Below are 16103 nucleotides of genomic sequence, written 5' to 3' on the forward strand. Positions count from 1 at the left end.
ATGTCCGAAGACAACATCCTCACCGCCAACGGCTGGATACGCGGCCGCCTGATCCATGAACACGGCAAGGTCGTGTCCGTCGAAGGCCAGCCCTGCGACCCGACGAGCAACGACCTGCCCTACCTGCTGCCCGGTTTCATCGACCTGCATGTGCACGGTGGTGGCGGCAAGGACATCATGGAAGGCGCCCCAGCCTTCGAAACCATCGCCCGTACCCACGTGCGCTTTGGCACCACGGCGTTGCTCGCCACCACCATGACCGCGCCAAGCGAAGAAATCGCCAGCGTCCTCAAGGCCCTCGGTGAGTTCTGCGAACGGCGGCCCAGCGGCAGCGCACGTGTCCTCGGTGTTCACTTGGAAGGCCCTTACATCAACCCCGGCAAACTCGGCGCGCAACCGAATTTCGCCCACACCGCGTTAATGGCCGAGGTGGAAACGTACCTGGCCCTGGCGCCGATCCGGGTGATTACCATCGCACCGGAAATCGCCGGCCACGATGCCTTGATCCGTGCCCTCAGCGTTCGCGGTGTGCGCATGCAGATCGGCCATACCCTCGGCAGCTACGAAGAAGGCGTCGCGGCACTGGCCGCCGGGGCCAGCAGTTTTACCCATTTGTACAACGCCATGAGCCCGCTGCATCACCGCGAACCGGGCATCGTCGGTGCGGCGCTGGCCCATGCGCAATACGCCGAGCTGATCCCGGATCTGCTGCACGTGCACCCCGGTGCCATGCGCGTGGCGTTGCGTTCGATCCCGTGCCTGTATTGCGTTACCGACTCCACCGCCGCCGCCGGCATGCCCGATGGCGAATACAAGCTGGGCAGCCACACCGTGACCAAATGCCTGGGCGGCGTGCGGCTGGCCGACGGCACCTTGGCCGGCAGCACCCTGACGATGGACCAGGCCCTGCGCAACCTGGTGAAGATCGGCCTGCCCCTCGACGACGCCTCCCGACGCCTGTCGCAATTCCCCGCCGACTACCTCGGCCTGCCCGAGCGCGGACGCCTGCATCCCGGAGCCTGGGCCGACTGCGTGCGCCTTGACCGTGCCCTGAACCTGATCGACGTAATGGTCGAAGGAGAAGCCGTTGACTTCCAAAATGCTTGAAGAGGCCCTCGCCTCAGCCGAAGCCGTCGAGCGTCAATTGCAGCGACTGGATCCGACGCTGGCGGAAATCGCCGGACGCTTGCGTCGTCAACCGCCGCAAGTGGCGATGACCGTGGCTCGGGGCAGTTCCGACCACGCCGCCAGTTATTTCGCTTACCTGACCATGCAGCAATTGGGCTTGCCGGTGGCATCGCTGCCGATGTCGGTGGTCACGCTGCAACAGGCGCCGCTGAAGGTCAGCGGCCAGGTGGCGTTCGCGTTCTCGCAGTCGGGGCAGAGCCCGGACCTGGTCAACAGCCTGCGCCTGTTGCGCAAGCGCGGCGCGTTGAGCGTGGCGATGGTCAACGCAGAGGATTCTCCGCTGGAGGCGGCCTGCGAATTCAGCGTGCCGTTGTGCGCCGGCATCGAGAGCAGTGTAGCCGCGACCAAGAGTTTCATTGCCACCCTCAGCGCCAGTGCGCGGTTGGTGGCCCACTGGAAGGACGACACCGAGTTGCTCGAAGCCGGCCATGCGCTGCCCGAAGGCCTGCGCGACGCGGCGAGCCAGGATTGGAGCGCCGCCGTCGAAGCGCTGCGTGACTGCCAACGGCTCATGGTGATTGGTCGTGGCGCCGGTTTTGCCATCGCCCAGGAAGCGGCACTCAAGTTCAAGGAAACCTCGGCGATCCAGGCCGAAGCCTTCAGCAGCGCCGAAGTCCGTCACGGGCCGATGGCCCTGATCGACGAAAACTATCCGCTGCTGGTTTTTGCTCCGCGCGGTGCCGAGCAGGCTGGCGTGTTGAGCCTGGCCGCCGACATGCGCGAGCGCGGCGCCCGGGTACTGCTGGCCGCCCCCGATGACATCGCCGAGCGCGACTTGACGCTGAGTCGCGCCGGGCATCCGGCCCTGGACCCGATCCTGGCGATCCAGAGCTTTTACGGCATGGCCGCCCGATTGGCCGTGGCCCGAGGCCTGGACCCCGATCAGCCACGGCACTTGAGCAAGGTCACCCGGACCCACTGAACCGCCAGCGTTCTTTTCATGCAAGGCCAATGATCCCAAAGAGAGCGAGCCCATGCCCAACAACAATAAAGAGCTGATCCTCAGCGCCCCGCTCAGCGGTCCGGTGCTCACCCTCGCCAACGTGCCGGACGCGGTGTTCGCCAGCGGTGCGATGGGCGATGGGATCGCCATTGATCCACTGAACGATACCCTCTACGCCCCCTGCGACGGCGAGGTGATCCACGTCGCTCGTACCGGCCACGCCGTAACACTGCGGGCCGACAACGGCGCCGAATTGCTGCTGCACCTCGGGCTGGACACCGTCGAGTTGCAGGGCGACGGTTTTTCCATACTGGTCAAGGAAGGTGCGCGAGTCAGCAACGGCCAGGCGCTGCTGCGCTATGACCTGGACAACGTGGCCCAGCGCTGCAAAAGCCTGGTCAGCCTGTTGGTCATCACCAACGGCGAACACTTCCAGGCACGGCCGATCACACTTAAAGGCGTCAAGGTCGGCGAACCGTTGCTGCACATCGTCAGCAAGACACCGAATGAAACACGTGACGATGAGTTGGACGTCGGCATCGAGGTGTTCGGCCAGATCCGTATCGCCCATCGGGGAGGCCTGCACGCCCGACCGGCAGCCTTGGTCCGCCAGACCGCGCAAGGGTTCAAGAGTCGCTCGCAGCTGCACTTTGGCGGTCGGTCGGCGTCCTGCGACAGCGTCATGGGCATGATGGGCCTGGCGATCAACGAACAGGCTGAGGTGCATGTCAGTTGTCGCGGCAGCGATGCCGAAGCGGCGTTGCAAGCGCTGTTGACCACCCTGTCCACGGCCCTGGCCGAAGAGGCTCATACCCAGGCGCCCCAGGCCAAGGCACCGAGCCGGGCCGCTGAAGAGGGTGTGCTGCACGGCGTCTGCGCCGCCCCCGGACTGGTCAGCGGGACGCTGGTCCGGCTGGAGGGCATTCAATTGCCCGAGGATGTCGGTGGACATGACGTCGAAGAGCAACGTCAACGACTGCGCCAAGCCCTGGCCCACGTCAGTCGCGACATCCAGATCACGCTGGAACACGCCAAGGCCCGGCGCCACATCGATGAGCAGGCCATTTTCAGCGCCCATCTGGCGTTGCTGGAAGACCCGGTCCTGCTGGACGCCGCTGACCTCTCGATCGATCAGGGCCGTGCCGCGCCCCATGCCTGGAGCCAGTCCATCGACATGCAGTGCCAGGTGCTACGGCAATTGGGCAGTGCACTGCTGGCCGAGCGCGCCAATGATTTGCACGACCTGCGCCAGCGGGTTCTGCGGGTGTTGCTGGGTGAAGCCTGTAAGTTCGACGTACCGACAGGCGCGATCGTCGCCGCGCGAGAGCTGACCCCCTCAGACCTGTTGCAACTCAGCGCCCAAGGCGTGGCCGGCGTATGTATGGCCGAAGGCGGCGCGACCTCCCACGTGGCGATCCTGGCCCGGGGCAAAGGCCTGCCCTGCCTGGTGGCGTTGGGCGAGGCCCTGCTTGCACAGGCGCCGGGCCAATCGGTGGTGCTGGACGCAGACGGCGGCCGCCTCGAACTCACGCCAAGCGCCGAGCGACTGACACAAGTGCAGCAAGTGCACAGTCAACGCGTCGCCTTGCGCGCCCAGCAACAGACCCTCGCCCATACGCCGGCGCGAACGGTTGATGGAATAGGGATCGAAGTCGCCGCCAACGCTGCCTCCAGCGTCGAAGCGGGCGAGGCCTTCGCCAACGGTGCCGATGGCATCGGCTTGCTGCGCACCGAATTTCTCTTCGTCGACCGCCACACCGCCCCCGACGACGAAGAACAACGCGAGACCTATCAGGCCGTGCTCGATGCCATGGGCGACAGGCCCGTGATCATCCGCACCATCGACGTCGGCGGCGACAAGCAATTGGAGTATCTGCCGCTGCCGGCCGAAGCCAACCCGGTGCTCGGCCTGCGAGGCATTCGCCTGGCCCAGGTGCGGCCGGAACTGTTGGATCAGCAATTGCGGGCACTGCTGCAAACCCGTCCACTGCAGCACTGCCGCATTCTGTTGCCGATGGTCACCGAGGTTGACGAACTGCTGCACATCCGCCAGCGCCTTGATGCCTTGGCCGCCGAACTCGGCCTGGAGGAGCGCCCGCAGCTTGGGGTGATGATCGAAGTGCCAGCCGCCGCACTGCTCGCCGAACAGCTGGCCGAACACGCAGATTTCCTGTCCATCGGCACCAACGACCTGTCCCAGTACACCCTCGCCATGGACCGCGACCACGCCGGTCTCGCCGCCCGGGTCGATGCCCTGCACCCGGCGCTGTTGCGGCTGATCGCCCAGACCTGCGTCGGTGCGGCCAGGCATGGGCGCTGGGTCGGGGTGTGCGGGGCCCTGGCCTCCGATCCGCTGGCGACGCCGGTGCTGATCGGGCTGGGTGTACGGGAACTGTCGGTCAGCCCGCCGCAGGTCGGTGAGATCAAGGACCGCGTACGCCACCTGGATGCCGCCCAGTGCCAGCGCATCAGTACCGACTTGCTGAACCTGGCCAGCGCCGCCGCCGTGCGCCAGGCCTGTCATCAACATTGGCCCCTGGGCTGAAGCCCGTCGAAGAACAATAAAAGGAGAGACGCCATGTACCAGCATTTCATCGAAGGGCTGCAACGCCTCGGCCGGGCGCTGATGCTGCCGATCGCGATCCTGCCGATCGCCGGCCTGCTCCTGCGCCTGGGTGACACGGACCTGTTGAACATCGCGATCATCCACGACGCTGGCGAAGCGATTTTTGCCAACCTGCCGATGATCTTCGCCATCGGCATCGCCGTGGGGTTCGCCCGGGACAACAACGGCACCGCCGGACTGGCCGGGGCCATCGGCTACCTGGTCATGATCGCGACGCTGAAGGTGCTCGATGCGACCATCAACATGGGCATGCTCGCCGGGATCATCAGTGGCTTGCTGGCCGGCGCGCTGTACAACCGTTTCAAGGACATCAAGCTGCCGGAGTACCTGGCGTTCTTTGGCGGCCGGCGCTTCGTGCCGATCGTCACCGGTTTCAGCGCCGTCGGCCTGGGCCTGGTGTTCGGCCTGGTCTGGCCGCCGATCCAGCACGGCATCAACAGCTTCGGCGAGCTGCTGATGGCCAGCGGTAGCTTCGGTGCGTTCGTCTTCGGTGTATTCAATCGATTGCTGATCGTCACCGGCCTGCACCACATCCTCAACAACATGGCCTGGTTTATCTTCGGCAGCTTCACCGATCCCGCCACCGGCGCGGTGGTGACCGGTGACCTGACCCGTTATTTCGCCGGCGACCCCAAGGGCGGCCAGTTCATGACCGGCATGTTCCCGGTGATGCTTTTCGGCCTGCCCGCCGCGTGCCTGGCGATGTACCGCAACACCCTGCCCCAGCGGCGCAAGGTCATGGGCGGGATCCTGCTGTCGATGGCGCTGACTTCGTTCCTGACCGGCGTCACCGAGCCGATCGAATTTGCGTTCATGTTCCTTGCGCCGCTGTTGTACCTGGTCCATGCGCTGCTCACTGGCCTGTCGATGGCGGTGACGAACCTGCTGAATATCCACCTGGGCTTTACCTTCTCGGGCGGTTTCATCGACATGGTCCTGGGCTGGGGCAAATCCACCAACGGTTGGTTGGTCATCCCGGTGGGCCTGGCCTACGCGGCGATTTATTACCTGGTGTTCGACTTCTGCATCCGCCGCTTCGACCTGAAGACGCCGGGGCGTGAGGAAGTACCGGTGCGCGACAAACCGGTCATCGCCGAAAACCAACGCGCCGCTGCGTATATCCAAGCCTTGGGCGGTGCCGACAACCTGATCACTGTTGGCGCCTGCACCACCCGCCTGCGCCTGGACATGGTGGATCGCGGCAAGGCGTCCGACGCGCAGCTCAAGGCCCTCGGCGCGATGGCCGTGGTCAGACCGGGTAATGGCGGCAGCTTGCAAGTGGTGGTGGGGCCGATGGCGGATAGCATTGCGGATGAAATTCGCTTGGCGTTGCCCTCTTCCGATCAGGCTGCCCCAACGCCCGAACCGGAAACTATCGAAGAATCGCCACGCGTATCCACTGCCGAAGCGCAACAATGGCTCGATGCCCTGGGCGGTGGCGGGAATGTATTGCAGCTTGATTGCGTGGCGATGAGCCGTTTGCGGGTGCAACTGGCCGATGGCAAGGGATTGTCGGAAAACCAGCTCAAGGCGCTGGGTTGTCAGGGGGTTAGTTCATTGGAGGGTGGCGTCTGGCACTTGCTGCTAGGGGAGAAAGCGCCGGGGTTGTGGCGGGCGTTGGAGACGGTGATGCTGAGCCCGAGGGCTGGGATCAAGGCTTAGAGCCCCACAATAATCCCTAACAGGACACAATTTGTGGCGAGGGGATTTATCCCCGCTGGGCCGCGAAGCGGCCCCCTAAGCAACCAGCCCCATCTGCCTGACAAACCGGGAGTCAATATTTGGGGCTGCTGCGCAGCCCAGCGGGGATAAATCCCCTCGCCACAGTTATATGTAAACAGAAATGGAGGGCAATAAAAAACCCGCTGAATCGATCAGCGGGTTTTTTATTACAACAGCGGGAGAATCAGAATTCCTCCAACCGCCACACCTCATACGCCGGTGTCTCGTAGGGATGGCTCTGTTTCAGCGCCTCCACCACGGGGCGGATCAACTCATCGGCGACAACAAGCTCTACCTTCCACTCCTCGACCTGCTCGACCTGCCCGGCCTCGCCGATGAACGGCTGGCTGCCGTCCAAGGGGCGAAACTGACCCAGGCCCAGCACCTGCCAGGCGCAGTGGTCATAGTCGCCGATTCGTCCGCCACCGGCAGCGAATACGGCGCTTTTGACCTCGTCCACATGACTGGCCGGGACGAATAAGCAGAGCTTGTACACCGCCTCAGTTCACCCAGACGCGGGCGTTGCGGAACATGCGCATCCATGGCGCGTCTTCGTTCCAGTCGTCCGAACGCCACGAGTTCTGCACCGCGCGGAACACCCGCTCAGGGTGCGGCATCATGATCGTGACGCGGCCGTCGCGGCTGGTCAGGCCAGTGATCCCGCGCGGCGAGCCGTTCGGGTTGGCCGGGTAGGTTTCAGTGACCTTGCCGTGGTTGTCGACGAAACGCAGCGACACGCAACCGGACAGGTCGGCTTCGAGCAACGCTTCTTCGCTCTGGAACTCCGCATGGCCTTCGCCGTGGGCGATGGCGATCGGCATGCGCGAACCGGCCATGCCCTGCAGGAAGATCGAGTTCGATTCTTGCACCTGAACCATCGCGACACGGGCTTCGAACTGCTCGGAACGGTTACGCACGAAGTGCGGCCAGAACTCGCTGCCCGGGATCAGCTCGTGCAGGTTGGACATCATCTGGCAACCGTTGCACACGCCAAGGGTGAAGCTGTCGGTGCGTTCGAAAAAGCCTTGGAACGCATCGCGGGCGCGGCTGTTGAACAGCGCCGACTTGGCCCAGCCTTCACCGGCACCCAGCACGTCACCGTAGGAGAAGCCGCCGCAGGCGACCATGCCCTTGAAGTCGTTCAGATCGACACGACCGGCGAGGATGTCACTCATGTGCACGTCGATCGCGTTGAAACCGGCGCGGTCGAACGCTGCCGCCATCTCCACCTGGCCGTTGACGCCCTGCTCGCGCAGGACGGCCACTTGTGGGCGAATGCCTTTCTTGATGTACGGCGCGGCCACATTGTCGTTGACGTCGTAGCTGAGCTTGGCGCTCAGGCCCGGATTGTCTTCTTCCAGCAGCGCGTCGAATTCCTGCTCGGCGCATTCGACGTTGTCACGCAGGCGCTGGATCTGGTAGCTGGTCTCGGCCCACTGGCGCTGCAACAGGCGGCGCTGGCCTTCGAAGACGGTGTCGCCGTTGAAGGTGATGTTGATGTGGGCGTTGTTGATCGGCTGGCCGATCACCGAGACGCACTCGGCCAGGCCGGCGGCGCTGAACTGGGCGAGGATGTCCGGGGTGGCGTCCTGGCGAACCTGGATCACCGCACCCAACTCTTCGTTGAACAGGATCGCCGGGATCTCGGCGGCGGATTCGGCGACGCTGTCCAGGGTCAGGTTCAGGCCGCAGTGACCGGCGAAGGCCATTTCCATTACGGTGGTGAGCAAGCCGCCATCGGAACGGTCGTGGTAGGCCAGCAGGTGACCGTCGGCGTTGAGGCCCTGGATCACGGCGAAGAACGCCTTCAGGTCTTCGGCATCGTCGACGTCCGGCGCTTGCGAGCCGAGCTTGCCATGCACCTGGGCCAGGATCGAGGCGCCCATGCGGTTCTGGCCACGGCCCAGGTCGATCAGGATCAGGTCGGTGGTGCCCTTGTCCATGCGCAGTTGCGGGGTCAAGGTCTGGCGGATGTCGGTGACCGGGGCGAAACCGGTCACGATCAGCGACAGCGGCGAGGTCACGCTCTTGTCCACGCCTTCGTCATTCCAGCGCGTGGCCATGGACATGGAGTCCTTGCCCACCGGAATGGTGATGCCCAGCTCAGGGCACAGCTCCATGCCGACAGCCTTGACGGTGTCGTACAGGCGGGCGTCTTCACCCGGGTGACCGGCGGCGGACATCCAGTTGGCCGACAGCTTGATGTCGGAAATCTTGCCGATGCGCGAAGCCGCGATGTTGGTCAGGGTTTCGCCGATCGCCATGCGGCCCGACGCCGGGGCGTCCAGCAGCGCCAGCGGCGTGCGCTCGCCCATGGCCATGGCTTCGCCGGTGTAGACGTCGAAGCTGGTGGCGGTCACAGCCACGTCGGCCACCGGTACCTGCCACGGGCCGACCATCTGGTCGCGGGCTACAAGGCCGGTGATGGTGCGGTCGCCGATGGTGATCAGGAAGCTCTTGCTCGCCACGGCCGGGTGATGCAGCACGCGCTCGATGGAATCGGCGATGTCGAGGGTGGACGGATCGAAATCGTCGCCCAGCTCGGTTTCGCGAACGGCCGAACGGTGCATGCGCGGGGCCTTGCCCAGCAGCACTTCCAGCGGCATGTCCACCGGGCTGTTGCCGAAATGGCTGTCAGTCACGGTCAGTTGCGGTTCGGCGGTGGCTTCACCGACCACGGCGAACGGGCAACGCTCGCGCTCGCAAATGGCCTGGAAGCGCTCGAAGTCGGCCGGGCCGACCGCCAGGACATAACGTTCCTGGGATTCGTTGCTCCAGATTTCGTGCGGGGCCATGCCCGGCTCGTCGTTCGGAATGTTGCGCAATTCGAAGCGACCACCACGGCCACCATCGTTGACCAGCTCCGGGAAGGCATTGGACAGGCCGCCCGCACCGACGTCGTGGATGAAGCTGATCGGGTTGTGCTCACCCAACTGCCAGCAACGGTCGATGACTTCCTGGCAGCGGCGTTCCATTTCCGGGTTTTCCCGTTGGACCGAAGCGAAGTCCAAGTCTGCCGAGCTGGTGCCGGTGGCCATGGACGAAGCCGCGCCGCCACCCAGGCCGATCAACATGGCCGGGCCGCCGAGGACGATCAGCTTGGAGCCGACCACGATCTCGCCTTTCTGCACGTGTTCGGCGCGGATGTTGCCCATGCCGCCGGCGAGCATGATCGGCTTGTGGTAGCCGCGAACCTCTTCGCCACGTGGAGTGGTGATGGATTGTTCGAAGGTACGGAAGTAGCCAGTCAGGGCCGGGCGACCGAATTCGTTGTTGAACGCCGCGCCGCCCAGTGGGCCTTCGATCATGATGTCGAGGGCGTTGACGATGCGCTCAGGCTTGCCGTACGGCTTTTCCCACGGCTGTTCGAAGCCCGGGATCTGCAGGTTCGACACGGTGAAGCCAGTCAGGCCGGCCTTGGGCTTGGCACCGCGACCGGTGGCGCCTTCGTCGCGGATCTCGCCACCGGAACCGGTGGACGCGCCCGGGAACGGGGCAATGGCCGTCGGGTGGTTGTGGGTCTCGACCTTCATGAGGATGTGCACCGGCTCCTGGACCGCACCGTACTGGCGGGTCTCAGGGTTCGGGTAGAAACGACCGGCAACGTTGCCGACGATGACTGCGGCGTTGTCCTTGTAGGCCGACAGCACACCTTCGTTGTGCATCTGGTAGGTGTTCTTGATCATGCCGAACAGGCTTTTTTCCTGGCTCTGGCCGTCAATGTCCCAACTGGCGTTGAAGATCTTGTGGCGGCAGTGCTCGGAGTTGGCCTGGGCGAACATCATCAGTTCGATGTCATGCGGGTTGCGCTTCAAGCCCTGGAAGGCGTTGACCAGGTAATCGATCTCGTCTTCGGCCATGGCCAGGCCCAGCTCGGCGTTGGCTTTTTCCAGCGCGGCACGGCCACCGCCCAGCACGTCGATGGCGGTCAGTGGCTTGGGTTCGGCGTGGCTGAACAGGCCGGCAGCCTGTTCCAGGTTGCCCAGGACGACCTGGGTCATGCGGTCATGCAGGCCATCGGCGATCAGTTGGGCCTCGGCCTCGCTGAACTCACCGGCGACATAAAAGGCAATGCCGCGCTCCAGGCGCTGGATTTTTGCCAGGCCGCAGTTGCGGGCGATGTCGCTGGCCTTGCTCGACCATGGCGAAATGGTGCCGAAACGCGGCAATACCAGGAACAGGCGACCGGTTGGCTCCTGGACCGGAACACTTGGACCGTACTTCAGAAGGCGCGCGAGCACCTGCTGTTCGTCGCCGGTCAAACCGCCGGTGACTTCGGCGAAGTGAGCGAATTCAGCATACAAGCCGCTGACAGCCGGGACTTTCTGGCTCAGTTGCTCAAGAAGTTTGCTGTGGCGAAAGGCAGAAAGGGCAGGAGCGCCGCGCAGGATCAACATCTTCGGGACAGCCTCGGGAAGGGGTGTGCTTTGAGGCCGTGCATTCTAGCCTAAACCGCTGGCGACGGCACCCGAAACGGTACGTGTGATGCCAGCCGAACGTCGGTCGTGCCGCCGGCCGCTCGCTGGCGCGGCCATCCGGCGCGCGCCCCGGAGTTATTTTTTATCGCAAGGAACCCCGCCGGGCGCCGGCCCGCCTGGCTCGCGGACATGTTTTGCAACCTCTAGCAGACTGGCCTTTTGCTGTCGATATATGGCGGTCGAGGCCGTTTGCGTATACTGCGCAGATGTTTTCCCCAACGGCTTTGCGTCCGCGGTACGCCAGATGGCTGATCGCAACCGGACTCTTCCTGGTGCTCAGTGGTTGTGTTGAGAAACCCAACACACTGGAGCGCGTAAAGGAGGATGGCGTGCTGCGGGTCGTTACCCGGAACAGCCCCGCCACCTACTTCCAGGATCGCAATGGTGAGACCGGCTTCGAATACGAGCTGGTGAAGCGCTTCGCCGAGGATTTGGGGGTCGAGCTGAAAATCGAGACCGCCGACAACCTGGATGACCTGTTCGGCCAGGTCGGCAAGCCGAATGGCCCGGTATTGGCCGCCGCGGGCCTGGTCAGCAGCGAGCCGCGCAAGCAGCAGGTGCGGTTCTCCCATCCTTATCTGGAAGTCACCCCCCAGATCATCTATCGCAACGGCCAGTCACGCCCCACCGACGCGGCAGGCCTGGCCGGCAAGAAGATCATGGTGCTCAAGGGCAGCACCCACGCCGAGCAATTGGCGCAGTTGAAGCTGCAATACCCAGGCATCGAATACGAAGAGTCCGACGCGGTTGAAGTCGTCGACCTGCTGCGCATGGTCGATGAGGGCCAGATCGACCTGACCCTCGTCGATTCCAACGAAGTGGCGATGAACCAGGTGTATTTCCCCAACGTGCGCGTGGCGTTCGACCTGGGCGACGCGCGCAGCCAGAGTTGGGCGGTCGGTCCCGGCGAAGACAACAGCCTGCTCAACGAAATCAATGCCTACCTGGACAAGGTGCAGAAGAACGGCACGCTGCAACGCCTCAAGGACCGCTATTACGGGCACGTCGATGTCCTCGGCTACATGGGCGCGACAACCTTTGCCCAACACCTGCAGCAACGGCTGCCCAAGTATGAGCAGCACTTCAAGGCCTACGCCAAGAAAGAAAAAGTCGATTGGCGCTTGCTGGCCGCCATCGGTTACCAGGAATCACTCTGGCAACCGGCGGTCACGTCCAAGACCGGCGTGCGCGGCCTGATGATGCTGACCCAGAACACCGCCCAGGCCATGGGCGTGTCCAATCGCCTGGATCCGAAGCAGAGCATCATGGGCGGCGCCAAATACCTGGCCTACATGAAGGATCAGTTGGACGAGAGCATCGAAGAACCGGACCGCACCTGGTTCGCCCTCGCCGCCTACAATGTGGGCAGTGGCCACCTCGACGACGCGCGCAAGCTCGCTGCCAAGGAAGGGCTGAATCCGAACAAGTGGCTGGATGTGAAGAAAATCCTGCCGCGCCTCTCCCAGAAGCAGTGGTACAGCAAGACCCGCTACGGCTACGCCCGGGGCGGCGAGCCGGTGCATTTCGTGGCGAACATCCGTCGCTACTACGACATCCTCACCTGGGTGACGCAGCCGCAGCTCGAAGGTAACCAGGTGGCCGAAGGCAACCTGCATGTGCCGGGCGTGGACAAGAGCAAGCCAAACCAGGAATCCCCGCAGCTCTGACAGCTGCCCACTCCCACAGCTTTGCTTGGACTACCCACATACTTTGTATCCAGCCAAGATCCCCTGTGGGAGCGGGCTTGCTCGCGAAAGCGGTGTGTCAGCCACTTCAATGGTGACTGACCTGACGCCTTCGCGAGCAAGCCCGCTCCCACAGTTTTGATCGGGGCGTTTAGAAGTTTTGTGGTGGGCTCAGGACCTGGCAGCCGCCAGGATCAGCGCCTTCATCTCCGCCACCGCCGACTTGAACCCGACGAACAACGCACGGGCCACCAGCGCATGGCCGATGTTCAGTTCGTTGATGCCCTTGATCGCCGCGACGGCTTCGACGTTGTGATAATGCAGGCCATGGCCGGCGTTGACGACCAGGCCTTGGGCCAGGCCAAAAGCGACGCCGTCGGCCACTCGTTGCAGTTCATCGGCCACGTCGGTGGGCGTCTCGGCATCGGCGTAACGCCCGGTGTGCAGTTCGATGGCCGGGGCGCCAACCCGCTTGGAGGCTTCGATCTGCCGCTCGTCGGCGTCGATGAACAGCGACACCTCGGCGCCGATCTTCGAGAGGCGTTCCACCGCCAGGCTGATCCGCGATTCCTGCCCCGCGACGTCGAGGCCGCCTTCGGTGGTCAGTTCCTGCCGGGTTTCCGGTACCAGGCAGATGTGCGCCGGGCGGATGCGCTCGGCGAACGCCATCATTTCCTCGGTCACGCCCATTTCGAAATTCATGCGGGTCTGCAGCACATCCTTGAGCAGCAACACGTCGCGCTCCTGGATGTGGCGACGGTCTTCACGCAGGTGCACGGTGATGCCGTCGGCACCCGCCTCTTCAGCGTCCAGCGCAGCCTTGACCGGATCCGGGTAGCGCGTACCACGGGCCTGGCGGAGGGTGGCGACATGGTCGATGTTCACACCGAGAAGAATGCGATTGCTGGTGCTCACGAAAAGCGCTCCTGAATGGACAGAGATTCGGCCCACAGCATACGGGGAGATCAGGGCTTGCGAAACAGCTCGCGACTGACCAGCGGCCGGCCACCCAAGTGAACCGCCAGCGCTTGGCGCATCAAACGCTTGGCGGCCGCCAACGCACCGGGCGCGGTCCAGTCGGCTTCGGCCATGGCCAAGAGCTCAACGCCATTGAACAGCCCCGGTTGCAACTGGTAGACCTGCTCCAGGCCCGCGTCCACTTGCAAGCGGTACAGCCCGTCAGCGGCGATGGGCTGGCCGTGCAGGTCGGTGTCGAGGGAAAAGCCATAGCCCAGGTCGTCCAGCAGGCGCCATTCGAAGGAGCGCAGCAACGGCTCCAGCGGCCGGCCTTCGGCCAGGGCCAGCAGCGTCGCGGTGTAATGATCGAAAACGGCGGGATGGGGATCTTCGGCGGGCAGCAGGCGGATCAACAGCTCATTGAGGTACAAGCCGCTGAACAACGCCTCGCCGTTGAGCCAGGCCGCGACGCCGTTGCTTTCCATGCGCCCGACGTTCTTCAACTCGCCCCGCCCGCGAAACTCGACCTCCAGCGGCACGAACGGCCGCGCCAGCGTCCCGGCCTTGCCCCGCGCCCCACGCAACACCGCCCGCAGCCGCCCTTGGGGCGTGAGGAAATCCACCAGGGCGCTGCTTTCGCGGTAGGCGCGGCTGTGGAGGACGTAGGCGGGTTGGGCGATGGGTTGGGACATTAAAGTCGCAGTTCTCACTGGGCGAGCAAAATTTTATAAACAACCCGAAACCAATGTGGGAGCGAGCTTGCTCGCGATAGCGGTCTGTCAGTCAACGTCCATGTTGAATATCAGGCCCTCATCGCGAGCAAGCTCGCTCCCACAATGGTTCTCGGTATATCCAGCTAATCAGAGGTCGCCGTAACCCAACGAACGCAACGCCCGCTCGTCATCGGACCAGCCGCCCTTCACCTTGACCCATAGGTTGAGCATGATCTTGGAGTCGAACAGCAGCTCCATGTCCTTGCGCGCCTCGGTGCCGATGCGCTTGATGCGCTCGCCCTTGTCGCCAATGATGATCTTCTTCTGGCCGTCACGTTCGACGAGAATCAAGGCATGGATATGCAGGGTCTTCCCCTGTTGCTTGAACTCTTCGATCTCGACGGTGATCTGGTATGGCAGCTCGGCACCCATCTGGCGCATGATTTTCTCGCGCACCAGTTCAGCGGCGAGGAAGCGGCTGCTGCGGTCGGTGATCTGGTCTTCGGGGAAGAAATGATCGTTTTCCGGCAGGTGCTCGGCAATCACCCGCTCCAGCGCGTCGAGGTTATGGCCATGCTGGGCGGAGATCGGGATGATCTGGGCATTCGGCAACTGCTCCTGCAACCAGCTCAGGTGCGGCATCAGTTCTGCCTTGTCTTCGATGCGATCGGTCTTGTTCAGCGCCACGATCAGCGGACCGGTCACGTACTGGACGCGCTCGAGGACCATCTGGTCTTCTTCGGTCCACTTGGTGCGATCGACCACGAAGATCACCACATCGACGTCTTTCAGCGCCGCCGAAGCAGTCTTGTTCATGTAGCGGTTCAGGGCCTTTTCACCGCCCTTGTGCATCCCCGGGGTGTCGACGTAGATCGCCTGCACGTCGCCTTCGGTCTTGATGCCCAGCATGTTGTGGCGGGTGGTCTGCGGCTTGCGCGAGGTAATCGCCAGCTTCTGGCCCAGGATGTGGTTCAACAGCGTGGACTTGCCCACGTTCGGCCGACCGACAATGGCGACATAGCCGCAGCGGGTGACGGTTGTATCAGTCATTGCCATTCTCCACGCCCAAGGCGATCAGTGCTGCAGCGGCCGCGACCTGTTCGGCAATACGACGGCTGACGCCCTGGCCTCGGCTTTTTTCATTCAATAGGACCACTTCGCACTCGACGAAGAAGGTTCGGCAATGCGGCTCACCCTGGATATCCACCACTTCATAGCGTGGCAGTTCGCAACTGCGCGATTGCAGGAATTCCTGCAAGCGGGTCTTGGGATCCTTGTTGGTGTCCACCAGCGTCAGGCTGTCGATCTCGGACGTCAGCCAGGCCAGCACACGCTCGCGCGCCATTTCCATGCCCGAATCCAGGTAGATCGCGCCAATCAATGCTTCCAGGGCATCGGCGAGGATCGACTCGCGACGGAAACCGCCGCTTTTCAGCTCACCCGACCCCAGGCGTAGATAATCGCCCAGGTCGAAACCACGGGCCAGTACGGCCAGGGTCTCACCTTTTACCAATCGTGCGCGCAAACGCGACAATTGGCCTTCGCGAGCCAGGGGAAAGCGTTCGAACAACGCCTCGCCGGCGACGAAATTGAGGATGGCATCGCCGAGGAATTCCAGGCGTTCGTTGTTGCGCCCGGCAAAACTGCGGTGAGTGAGGGCCAGGAGCATCAGCTCCTGATCCTTGAAAGTGTAGCCGAGCTGACGCTCGAGGCGGCTTAGAGAAACGCTCACGGTTTACCCACGCTGAGTTCGTGGCTGGATTCCACCGCCACGGCGACGAGGCGCCGCTG

General features: G+C 63.6%; 11 protein-coding genes. 5 read left to right on the forward strand and 6 right to left on the reverse strand.

The window, feature by feature from the left end; all coding sequences use genetic code 11:
- The 4 genes from nagA to nagE are packed head-to-tail and all read left to right on the forward strand — an operon-like array spanning window position 1 to window position 6419.
- The gene (nagA, locus tag AB4N42_RS26260) at window positions 1-1107 is read left to right on the forward strand and encodes an N-acetylglucosamine-6-phosphate deacetylase (protein WP_217861323.1); all 1107 of its coding nucleotides are present in this window, start codon (window positions 1-3) and stop codon (window positions 1105-1107) included.
- Window positions 1088-2110 carry an SIS domain-containing protein gene (locus AB4N42_RS26265; RefSeq protein WP_030139603.1) on the forward strand — a complete coding sequence of 341 codons (1023 nt, stop codon included), beginning with the start codon at window positions 1088-1090 and terminating at the stop codon, window positions 2108-2110. The genes nagA and AB4N42_RS26265 overlap by 20 nt, the downstream gene beginning before the upstream one ends.
- Before the next feature lie 52 nt (window positions 2111-2162).
- Window positions 2163-4676, forward strand: coding sequence for a phosphoenolpyruvate--protein phosphotransferase (gene ptsP, locus AB4N42_RS26270; protein ID WP_460115556.1), 2514 nt, complete (start codon window positions 2163-2165; stop codon window positions 4674-4676).
- 33 nt (window positions 4677-4709) lie between these two features.
- The gene (nagE, locus tag AB4N42_RS26275) at window positions 4710-6419 is read left to right on the forward strand and encodes an N-acetylglucosamine-specific PTS transporter subunit IIBC (protein ID WP_460115557.1); all 1710 of its coding nucleotides are present in this window, start codon (window positions 4710-4712) and stop codon (window positions 6417-6419) included.
- Between the two features lie 244 nt (window positions 6420-6663).
- Here the strand turns inward: nagE and AB4N42_RS26280 are convergent, their stop codons facing one another.
- Both AB4N42_RS26280 and purL read right to left on the reverse strand, forming a co-directional pair.
- Complete coding sequence (locus AB4N42_RS26280; protein WP_460115558.1) at window positions 6664-6975, reverse strand: NGG1p interacting factor NIF3; 312 nt, start codon at window positions 6973-6975, stop codon at window positions 6664-6666.
- Window positions 6976-6979: 4 nt separating this feature from the next.
- Window positions 6980-10876: a phosphoribosylformylglycinamidine synthase gene (gene purL, locus AB4N42_RS26285; protein ID WP_460115559.1), complete on the reverse strand. Its 3897-nt coding sequence runs from the start codon at window positions 10874-10876 to the stop codon at window positions 6980-6982.
- A 287-nt stretch (window positions 10877-11163) separates the two neighbouring features.
- On the opposite strand from purL, the gene mltF reads away from it, so the two are divergent.
- On the forward strand, window positions 11164-12624 hold the full coding sequence (mltF, locus tag AB4N42_RS26290) for a membrane-bound lytic murein transglycosylase MltF (protein ID WP_460115560.1): 1461 nt from the start codon (window positions 11164-11166) through the stop codon (window positions 12622-12624).
- A 189-nt stretch (window positions 12625-12813) separates the two neighbouring features.
- Here the strand turns inward: mltF and pdxJ are convergent, their stop codons facing one another.
- From pdxJ to rnc, 4 genes are all read right to left on the reverse strand, one after another.
- Window positions 12814-13557 carry a pyridoxine 5'-phosphate synthase gene (gene pdxJ, locus AB4N42_RS26295; protein WP_460115561.1) on the reverse strand — a complete coding sequence of 248 codons (744 nt, stop codon included), beginning with the start codon at window positions 13555-13557 and terminating at the stop codon, window positions 12814-12816.
- A 50-nt stretch (window positions 13558-13607) separates the two neighbouring features.
- The gene (recO, locus tag AB4N42_RS26300) at window positions 13608-14291 is read right to left on the reverse strand and encodes a DNA repair protein RecO (RefSeq protein ID WP_030139610.1); all 684 of its coding nucleotides are present in this window, start codon (window positions 14289-14291) and stop codon (window positions 13608-13610) included.
- A 168-nt stretch (window positions 14292-14459) separates the two neighbouring features.
- On the reverse strand, window positions 14460-15362 hold the full coding sequence (era, locus tag AB4N42_RS26305; RefSeq protein ID WP_030139611.1) for a GTPase Era: 903 nt from the start codon (window positions 15360-15362) through the stop codon (window positions 14460-14462).
- On the reverse strand, window positions 15355-16044 hold the full coding sequence (gene rnc, locus AB4N42_RS26310; protein WP_030139612.1) for a ribonuclease III: 690 nt from the start codon (window positions 16042-16044) through the stop codon (window positions 15355-15357). Before rnc ends, era begins: the two co-directional genes overlap by 8 nt.
- Between the last annotated feature and the right edge of the window lie 59 nt (window positions 16045-16103).

This window comes from Pseudomonas sp. H2_D02, assembly GCF_054677635.1.

Excerpts from the sequence above, each read along its gene's own strand:
- mltF (WP_460115560.1), top strand. The coding sequence starts at position 11,164 with ATGTTTTCCCCAACGGCTTTGCGTCCGCGGTACGCCAGATGGCTGATC.
- nagA (WP_217861323.1), top strand. The coding sequence starts at position 1 with ATGTCCGAAGACAACATCCTCACCGCCAACGGCTGGATACGCGGCCGC.
- nagE (WP_460115557.1), top strand. The coding sequence starts at position 4,710 with ATGTACCAGCATTTCATCGAAGGGCTGCAACGCCTCGGCCGGGCGCTG.
- ptsP (WP_460115556.1), top strand. The coding sequence starts at position 2,163 with ATGCCCAACAACAATAAAGAGCTGATCCTCAGCGCCCCGCTCAGCGGT.
- era (WP_030139611.1), bottom strand. The coding sequence starts at position 15,362 with ATGACTGATACAACCGTCACCCGCTGCGGCTATGTCGCCATTGTCGGT.
- recO (WP_030139610.1), bottom strand. The coding sequence starts at position 14,291 with ATGTCCCAACCCATCGCCCAACCCGCCTACGTCCTCCACAGCCGCGCC.
- purL (WP_460115559.1), bottom strand. The coding sequence starts at position 10,876 with ATGTTGATCCTGCGCGGCGCTCCTGCCCTTTCTGCCTTTCGCCACAGC.